Annotated in this window: 8 protein-coding genes; all 8 read right to left on the bottom strand. The window is 64.5% G+C overall.

Going from position 1 to position 7625, the window contains the following annotated elements:
- Nucleotides 1-221 precede the first annotated feature (221 nt).
- Nucleotides 222-1124 carry a cysteine synthase CysM gene (cysM, locus tag VMJ11_RS10425; RefSeq protein WP_325619339.1) on the bottom strand — a complete coding sequence of 301 codons (903 nt, stop codon included), beginning with the start codon at nucleotides 1122-1124 and terminating at the stop codon, nucleotides 222-224.
- A gap of 399 nt (nucleotides 1125-1523) precedes the next feature.
- Entirely contained in the window at nucleotides 1524-1874 is a 351-nt protein-coding gene (locus VMJ11_RS10430) for a ComEA family DNA-binding protein (RefSeq protein ID WP_325619340.1), read from the bottom strand.
- 73 nt (nucleotides 1875-1947) lie between these two features.
- Nucleotides 1948-2940 (bottom strand): ADP-glyceromanno-heptose 6-epimerase, encoded by a 993-nt coding sequence (rfaD, locus tag VMJ11_RS10435; RefSeq protein ID WP_325619341.1) that lies wholly within the window; start codon nucleotides 2938-2940, stop codon nucleotides 1948-1950.
- A gap of 93 nt (nucleotides 2941-3033) precedes the next feature.
- The gene (gene rfaE1, locus VMJ11_RS10440) at nucleotides 3034-4014 is read right to left on the bottom strand and encodes a D-glycero-beta-D-manno-heptose-7-phosphate kinase (RefSeq protein ID WP_325619345.1); all 981 of its coding nucleotides are present in this window, start codon (nucleotides 4012-4014) and stop codon (nucleotides 3034-3036) included.
- Nucleotides 3986-5383: a UDP-glucose/GDP-mannose dehydrogenase family protein gene (locus VMJ11_RS10445; protein ID WP_325619342.1), complete on the bottom strand. Its 1398-nt coding sequence runs from the start codon at nucleotides 5381-5383 to the stop codon at nucleotides 3986-3988. The genes rfaE1 and VMJ11_RS10445 overlap by 29 nt, the downstream gene beginning before the upstream one ends.
- 72 nt (nucleotides 5384-5455) lie before the next feature.
- The gene (gene lapB / locus VMJ11_RS10450) at nucleotides 5456-6631 is read right to left on the bottom strand and encodes a lipopolysaccharide assembly protein LapB (RefSeq protein ID WP_325619343.1); all 1176 of its coding nucleotides are present in this window, start codon (nucleotides 6629-6631) and stop codon (nucleotides 5456-5458) included.
- Nucleotides 6632-6692: 61 nt separating this feature from the next.
- Nucleotides 6693-6986 carry a LapA family protein gene (locus tag VMJ11_RS10455; protein WP_325619344.1) on the bottom strand — a complete coding sequence of 98 codons (294 nt, stop codon included), beginning with the start codon at nucleotides 6984-6986 and terminating at the stop codon, nucleotides 6693-6695.
- A gap of 284 nt (nucleotides 6987-7270) precedes the next feature.
- Entirely contained in the window at nucleotides 7271-7594 is a 324-nt protein-coding gene (locus VMJ11_RS10460) for an integration host factor subunit beta (RefSeq protein ID WP_028226806.1), read from the bottom strand.
- Between the last annotated feature and the right edge of the window lie 31 nt (nucleotides 7595-7625).

The raw sequence follows: 7625 nt of genomic DNA on the forward strand, positions 1-7625 counted from the left end.
TGTTCATCGGCTCGCGATTTACGCTCCACGCTTCCTCCCCACATTCAGTCACCCTCATGCAGTTGCGCTTCACTTCATTCGCTGTGACCAGCTTATGGCGGGACTTGCACCCGCAGGAGTGCGCCCATGCTGGGCGCACAAGCAAAACGGCCTTCGGAAATTCCGAAGGCCGTTCTTGCATGGACGCCCCGATCGATGACGATCGAGGCGCATCGCCACGATCAGGCCGGAAACACGCCCGTGGAGAGGTAGCGGTCGCCGCGATCGCAAACGACGAACACGATCGTTGCGTTCTCGACCTGGCGTGCGACGCGCATTGCCACCTCGCAGGCGCCGCCCGACGAAATGCCCGCAAAAATTCCCTCGACCGAGGCAAGACGCCGCGCCATGTTTTCAGCTGCGGCCTGGCTCACGTTCTCCACGCGATCGACGCGGCTGCGGTCAAAGATCTTCGGCATGTAGGCTTCGGGCCACTTGCGAATGCCCGGAATGCGCGATCCTTCCTCCGGCTGCGCGCCGACGATCTCGATGGCCTGATTCTTTTCCTTCAGGAACTGGGACGTGCCCATGATCGTTCCCGTGGTGCCCATCGACGAAACGAAGTGCGTGATGCGCCCTTCGGTGTCGCGCCAGATTTCCGGACCGGTGCCCTCGTAGTGCGCAAGCGGATTGTCGGGGTTGGCGAACTGGTCGAGGATGATGCCCTTGCCGTCACGCTGCATCTGCTCGGCGAGGTCACGGGCATATTCCATGCCGCCCTTGACCGGCGTGAGCAGGATTTCCGCGCCATAGGCGGCCATGCTCTGGCGGCGTTCGACCGACAGGTCCTCCGGCATGATGAGCACCATCTTGTAACCGCGGATAGCTGCCGCCATGGCGAGCGCAATGCCCGTATTGCCGCTCGTCGCCTCGATGAGCGTGTCGCCCGGCTTGATGCGGCCACGCTCTTCGGCCTTGCGGATCATCGAGAGCGCCGGGCGGTCTTTCACCGACCCGGCCGGGTTGTTGCCCTCCAGCTTGGCCAGAACGACGTTGTTGCGGGCACGGATTTCGTCGTCCGGCAGGCGGACGAGCTGCACGAGCGGTGTATTGCCGATCGTGTCTTCAATGGTCTTGTAGGGCATGGGAGTCGCGGTGAGGCGCGTGTACGTAGTCCGCCGATTCTAAACCACGCAAGCAGCAGCCGCAGGGGACCCCTGATGCCCGTGTGGACGTAGGGCCCGCACGCGCACGAGGGGCGCATGCCGCAAAGCGCGGTCAGACTGTGGCCAGAGCGCGCGGAAAACACGCAATGAGCGCAAAAACCATCGATAAAGCACGGATAAAGCGCGACGCATCTACGCCCAATGTACTGAGAAGGCACGGCAAAAAGCCCGCGGCCCGGGCCGCGGGTCAATGTCGCCGAAGCGACACCTGAAGGAACCTGTCACCCCGCGAAGATGGGGCGAGATGCACGGGGTATCGCGAAGCCGTCGTTGCGCACCGGCAGAATCGCTAAATGGAGACAATGCGCGTGGGCGAGCCTACTTCTTGACTGCGACGGTAGCCGGCTGCTGCGCCCCCGCCTTCGCGGGTGCGGCCTGTGCGGCCACCGCCCGCGCCGGCTGTGCGTTCGCAGGGCCGACCGACAATCCTTCGGCCTGCAAACGTTCGACGGTGTGCCCGCCCAGGCCCTTCACGCGCTTGCCGAGGTCAGCGGCATCCTTGTACGGGCCGTGCGCGCTGCGCTCGTCGAGAATGGCCTTGGCGCGCGCGGGCCCGATGCCCTTGATGCCGCGCATCGCGTCTTCGTTGGCGGTGTTGACGTCCACGGCCGCGAAGGCGTGGCCGAATACGGCCAGAAGCGCGGCCGCTGCAACGATTTTTCGGATCATGCTGGGTCTCCGTTGATACGCCGGCGACCATCGCCGGCGAGGAGAGTCCAGTTTATGGAGTCGCGCCTTCGCTTTACACCTGGCCGGAAAGCCAACGTACGTAGCGATCGACGCCTTCCTGAACCGTGAGGAACGGCGCGTCGTAGCCTGCCGCGCGCAGCTTCGTTAGGTCCGCCTGCGTGAAGCACTGATACTTGCCGCGCAGCGCATCGGGGAACGGGATGTACTCGATCAAGCCTTCCTTGACCTGCTCCTCGAGCGTGAGCGCAGGCTTGCCTTCCATTGCACGCAGCGTGTTGACCACGGTCGTGGCGATGTCGTTGAACGGCTGCGCACGCCCGCTGCCCAGATTGAAGATGCCGGACTTCTGCGGATGATCGAAGAAGAACAGGTTGACCTTCACGACGTCCTCGACCGAAACGAAGTCGCGCGTCTGCTCGCCTGCCGCGTAGCCGTTGTATTCGCCGAACAGCTTCACGCGGCCTTCCGCGCGGAACTGGTTGAAATTATGGAACGCGACGGAGGCCATGCGCGCCTTGTGCGTCTCGCGCTGCCCGTAGACGTTGAAGTAGCGAAAGCCCGCAATCTGGCTTTGCGCCGTGGGCAGCACGCGTCGAATCACCTGGTCGAACAGGAACTTCGAATAGCCATAGACGTTGAGCGGCGCTTCCACTTCGCGCTCTTCGACAAAGCGGCTCGAGCCGCCATAGATCGCCGCCGAGGACGCATACAGGAACTGCGCGCGCTGCGCGAGGCACGCATCGAGCACGGCGCGGCTATAGCGGAAGTTGTTCTCCATCATGTAGCGGCCGTCCGTTTCCATCGTGTCCGAACAGGCGCCTTCGTGGAACACCGCACGCACGTTGCCGAAATCGCCGCGCGTGAAGCGCTCGACGAACTCGGTCTTGTCGATGTAATCGTCGATCTCGCAATCGACGAGATTCTTGAACTTGTCCGCGCGGGTGAGATTGTCGACGGCGATGATGCGGTCTTCGCCGCGCTCGTTCAGCGCCTTGACGATGTTGCTGCCGATGAAGCCGGCCGCGCCGGTCACAATGAGGGTCATGATAGGTCTGCGGTGACGAAGTTCACGCGAGGTTGATGTTGCGCCGGGAAAACGCTCCGATATCCCGGCCGGGGTGCGGCCGCGCGCGCAACGTTATTGAAAGAGTTCGTCGTAGTCGACGGTGGCCGTACCGAGCTTGCCGACCACGATGCCGGCCGCGCGGTTCGCGAGCGCGACGCCCTCGACGAGCGGCAGGCCCGCGCCGAGCATGACCGCGAGGGTCGCGATCACCGTGTCGCCGGCGCCCGAGACATCATACACTTCGCGCGCGTCGGCCGCGGCGTGCAGCACACCCGCATCGGAAAAGAGCGTCATACCCTCTTCCGAGCGCGTGAGCAGCAGCGCGTCGAACTGCAGTTCGCGGCGCAGCTTCGTCACGCGCGCGAGCAGGTCCTCCTCGGACTTCCAGGTGCCCACCACTTCACGCAGCTCCGCGCGATTCGGCGTAATGAGGCTTGCCCCGCTGTAGCGTTCCCAGTCGTCGCCCTTCGGGTCGACGAGCACCGCCTTGCCCGCGGCGCGCGCCTTCGAGATCATTTGCGTGACGTGCGTGAGGCCGCCCTTCGCATAGTCCGACAGGAGAATTACGTCGTGCGTGGGCAGGAGCGCGTCGAAACGCGCGAGGCTGGCGAGCAGCACTTCGTGCGCGGGCGTGTTCTCGAAGTCCACGCGCAAGAGCTGCTGCTGGCGCGAGAGCACACGCAGCTTGATGGTGGTCGGCAATGCGGGATCGCGCTCGAGATAGGCGCTCACATTGCTCTCGCCGAGCAGCTCGACGATACGCTCGCCGGGCTCGTCGTGGCCCACCACGCACAACAGGCCCGCATGTGCGCCGAGCGCGGCCGCGTTGCGCGCGACGTTTGCCGCGCCGCCAAGACGGTCCTCCTGACGTTGCACGTGCACGACCGGCACCGGCGCCTCCGGGGAAATGCGGTTGACGTCGCCGAACCAGTAGCGGTCGAGCATCACGTCGCCGACCACCAGCACGCGCGAGGTGGCGAGCTTCTCGCGCGGCACGACGCGCACTTCGGAAGCGATTGCGGTTTCAGACTGCGGTGCTTGCGAGATCGACATGAGGCCGCCCGATCGAGTGATAGTCAATGCCGAGCTCCGCCATCGCGTCCGGCTCGTAGAGATTGCGTCCGTCGAAGATACGCGGCGCCTTGAGCACCTTCTTCAGGTGCACGAAATCCGGTGCCTTGAACGCGGTCCATTCGGTCACGATGACGAGCGCGTCCGCGCCTGTGAGCGCCTCGTCCTGGCTCGACGCGAACGCGAGACGCGCATGCTGCTGCGGCTCCTGGGCGAGATCGAGCGCGAACACGCGCTTCGCCTCCTCGGCCGCGACCGGATCCCAGGCCGCCACCGTGGCGCCGCGCGCAAGCAGGTCGGCGATCAGGCGGCGGCTCGGCGCTTCGCGCATGTCGTCGGTGTTCGGCTTGAACGCGAGCCCCCACACGGCAAAGTGCTTGCCCGTGAGGTCTTCGCCGCACACATTGACGATCTTCTTCACGAGCACTTCCTTCTGGCCGTAATTGACGTTCTCGACGGCTTCGAGAATGCGCAGATTCTGGCCCGACTCCGCGGCCGTGCGGATCAGCGCCTGCACGTCCTTCGGGAAGCACGAGCCGCCGTAGCCACAGCCCGCATAGAGAAAGTGATAGCCGATACGCGGATCGGAGCCAATGCCGCGGCGCACCGATTCGATGTCAGCGCCCACGCGGTCGGCGAGATTCGCCATCTCGTTCATAAACGAGATACGCGTGGCGAGCATGGCATTGGCCGCATACTTCGTGAATTCCGCGGAGCGCACGTCCATGTAAATCGTGCGCTCGTGATTGCGGTTGAACGGCGCGTAAAGGCGCTTCATCTTCTCGCGCGCGGTGTTGCCGTTCTCGTCCTCGTCGATGCCGATGATGATGCGGTCGGGGCGCATGAAGTCGTCCACGGCCGCGCCCTCTTTCAGGAACTCGGGGTTCGAGACGACCGAGAAGCGGTGGTCCGCGCTCGCTGCGAGGCCGCGCTTCGCGAGTTCCTCGGCGAGCACGCCTTGCACGCGCTGTGCCGTGCCGACCGGCACCGTCGACTTATCGACGATCACCTTGAAGCCGTTCATGTAGCGGCCGATGCTGCGCGCCGCCTCGAGCACGTACTGGAGATCGGCCGAGCCGTCCTCGTCGGGCGGCGTGCCGACGGCGATGAATTGCACCTCGCCATGCTCGACGCTCGCCGCGATATCGGTGGAGAACGTGATACGCCCGGCCGCGCGGTTGCGCGCGATGAGTTCGATGAGGCCCGGCTCGTGAATCGGCACGCCGCCGCCGTTGAGGATGTCGATCTTGCGTGGGTCGACATCGAGGCAAAACACATCGTGGCCGATTTCGGCAAGGCACGCACCGGTAACGAGGCCGACGTAGCCGGTACCGATAATGGTGATCTTCATAGGCGCTCCGGTGACAGATGCTGATGATGGAATGACGATGGGGCGCCCGGCCGGGTGCGCCCGGACTCGGGGTCAGCTCGACGCGGGAACTGGCTCGACGCGCCGCGGCGCATAGGTCTCCCAGCCGCTGCAACCCGGACACTGCCAATAGAAGAGGCGCGCCCGGAAACCGCAGTTCTGGCACGTGTAGCGAGGCAGGTTCTTGGTGCGCTGCTGGAGCAGCTTGCGCATCAATTCGAGTTCGCTGCGGCGCGGCTCCTCGGCCGTGGCCTGCTGTGCCTCGAGCAGGCGCGACATGCCGGCGAGATTCGGCGACTTCTGCATCTGCGTGCGGGCGAGCGCGTGCGCCGCATCGGCGCCGCGTAACGCCGCCACGTATTTATAGGCCACGTCGAGCAGATCGTTCGACGGATACGCATCGACCCAGCCGATGAGGACCTGCGCGCCCTCGTCGGCGCGGCCGAGCGCCTCATAGGCCTTCATAATCTTCTCGGCGACGAGCGGCAGATACGCGGGGTTCTGCGGCTCGACTTCGCGCCAGTGGGCAAGCGCGGCCTCGGAGGCGCCGCTTGCCGCGTCGACGTCCCCCGCGAGAATCGTCGCACGCACGTTCTGCGGATTGGCCTTGAGCGCGAGCCCAAGCTGACGGCGCGCTTCATCGGGCTTCTTCTGCTGCAGCGCCTCTTGCGCAAGCTCGCAATGGAACTGCGCGATTTCGAGGTCGAGCGAAGCGGCGCCCATCGTCTCGAGGCCGCGCGCGGTGTCGATGCAACGGTTCCAGTCCTTCTCGATCTCGTAGATCGTGAGCAGCGCACGCTGTGCGCCGAGCGCGTAATCGCCGGACTTGAGCTTGCCGAAGGTTTCCTCCGCGCGGTCGAGCATGCCGGCCTTGAGGAAATCCTGGCCAAGCTCGTAGAGTGCGTGGTCGCGCTCGTTCACGGGCAGATCCGAACGCGAAAGCAGATTCTGGTGCACGCGAATCGCGCGGTCTGTCTCGCCGCGGCGGCGAAACAGATTGCCGAGCGCGAAGTGCAACTCGACGGTCTCGGGGTCGAGCTTGGCGACCTCGATGAATGCGTCGATGGCCTTGTCCGGCTGCTCGTTGAGCAGGAAATTCAGGCCGCGGAAGTAAGAGCGCGGCAAATTGGCGCTTTCGGAAAGCAGTGCCTTCAGGTCGTAGCGCGATGCCATCCAGCCGAGCGCGAACGCAACGGGAATGACGAGGAGCCACCAGAAATCGAGATCCATGCGAGCGATGGTGTGAGCGGGTGATGGGCCGCGCGTGTGACGCGCGGCACGGTAAAACGAATCAGATAAGCGGCGGCAGCGGCGGCTCGACGCCAGGCGCAGGCGTGTCGCGCGCGACACGCAGGTCGCGCTTGAGACGTCCATTCTCCATGCGCAGCCGGAACACGCCCGGCAGCGCCGAAAGCAGCCCCGCCAGCAGCCCCACCACGAAGAACGCGAGGCCGATCAGGATCAGCGGAGCCTGCCACGCATACCCGGCAAGAAAGTTCAGCGTCGCGGTTTGCGTGTTGGCGAGTGCGAGCACCAGTAGCAGCACGAACACCAGCACACGGATCACCCAGGCGATCAATCTCATGAAGGATTCTCTTGGCAGTTGCGGAAGGCGCCGGCGAGGCGGCAATGCTGCGCAGCAGCACAAGCCACGCCGAAGTGACCCGTATTGTAATTGAACGGCCCATGCACCGACACGTGCGAGGAACCGCAGAGCCAGATCAAAACTGCGGGCGTGGCGATGAGGCGCAAAAAGCGCGGACGAAAAAAAACGCCGGGGCTGTTCACCCCGGCGCTTTTTACCGGTCCATGCGTTCTGGCCATCTGGCATTGACCGCCGACGACCGCAATCGCTCTTAAGAGAGCGCTTTACAGGTCGTCGTCCGGCTCGTCCGCCTTCAGCGGCTCGCCCGAACGACGGTCCACGCGCTCGCGCAGTTCCTTGCCCGGCTTGAAGTGCGGCACGAACTTCTCAGGCACCAGCACCTTTTCACCCGACTTGGGATTGCGCCCGACGCGCGACGGCCGGCGATTCAGGCCGAAGCTGCCAAAGCCGCGAATTTCGATGCGATGGCCCTTGGCGAGCGCCTCGGACATCGCATCGAGCATCGTTTTGACCGCGAAATCCGCATCCTTGAGGACAAGTTGCGGAAATCGCGTAGCCAGCTGCGCGACCAATTCAGATTTGGTCATACTTCAGCTTGCCCCCGTTTGAGGCTTACTG

Source organism: Paraburkholderia sp., from assembly GCF_035501035.1.
In the GTDB taxonomy this organism is placed as follows: domain Bacteria; phylum Pseudomonadota; class Gammaproteobacteria; order Burkholderiales; family Burkholderiaceae; genus Paraburkholderia.

Excerpts from the sequence above, each read along its gene's own strand:
- rfaD (WP_325619341.1), bottom strand. The coding sequence starts at position 2,940 with ATGACCCTCATTGTGACCGGCGCGGCCGGCTTCATCGGCAGCAACATC.
- VMJ11_RS10445 (WP_325619342.1), bottom strand. The coding sequence starts at position 5,383 with ATGAAGATCACCATTATCGGTACCGGCTACGTCGGCCTCGTTACCGGT.
- lapB (WP_325619343.1), bottom strand. The coding sequence starts at position 6,631 with ATGGATCTCGATTTCTGGTGGCTCCTCGTCATTCCCGTTGCGTTCGCG.
- VMJ11_RS10455 (WP_325619344.1), bottom strand. The coding sequence starts at position 6,986 with ATGAGATTGATCGCCTGGGTGATCCGTGTGCTGGTGTTCGTGCTGCTA.
- rfaE1 (WP_325619345.1), bottom strand. The coding sequence starts at position 4,014 with ATGTCGATCTCGCAAGCACCGCAGTCTGAAACCGCAATCGCTTCCGAA.
- cysM (WP_325619339.1), bottom strand. The coding sequence starts at position 1,124 with ATGCCCTACAAGACCATTGAAGACACGATCGGCAATACACCGCTCGTG.
- VMJ11_RS10460 (WP_028226806.1), bottom strand. The coding sequence starts at position 7,594 with ATGACCAAATCTGAATTGGTCGCGCAGCTGGCTACGCGATTTCCGCAA.
- VMJ11_RS10430 (WP_325619340.1), bottom strand. The coding sequence starts at position 1,874 with ATGATCCGAAAAATCGTTGCAGCGGCCGCGCTTCTGGCCGTATTCGGC.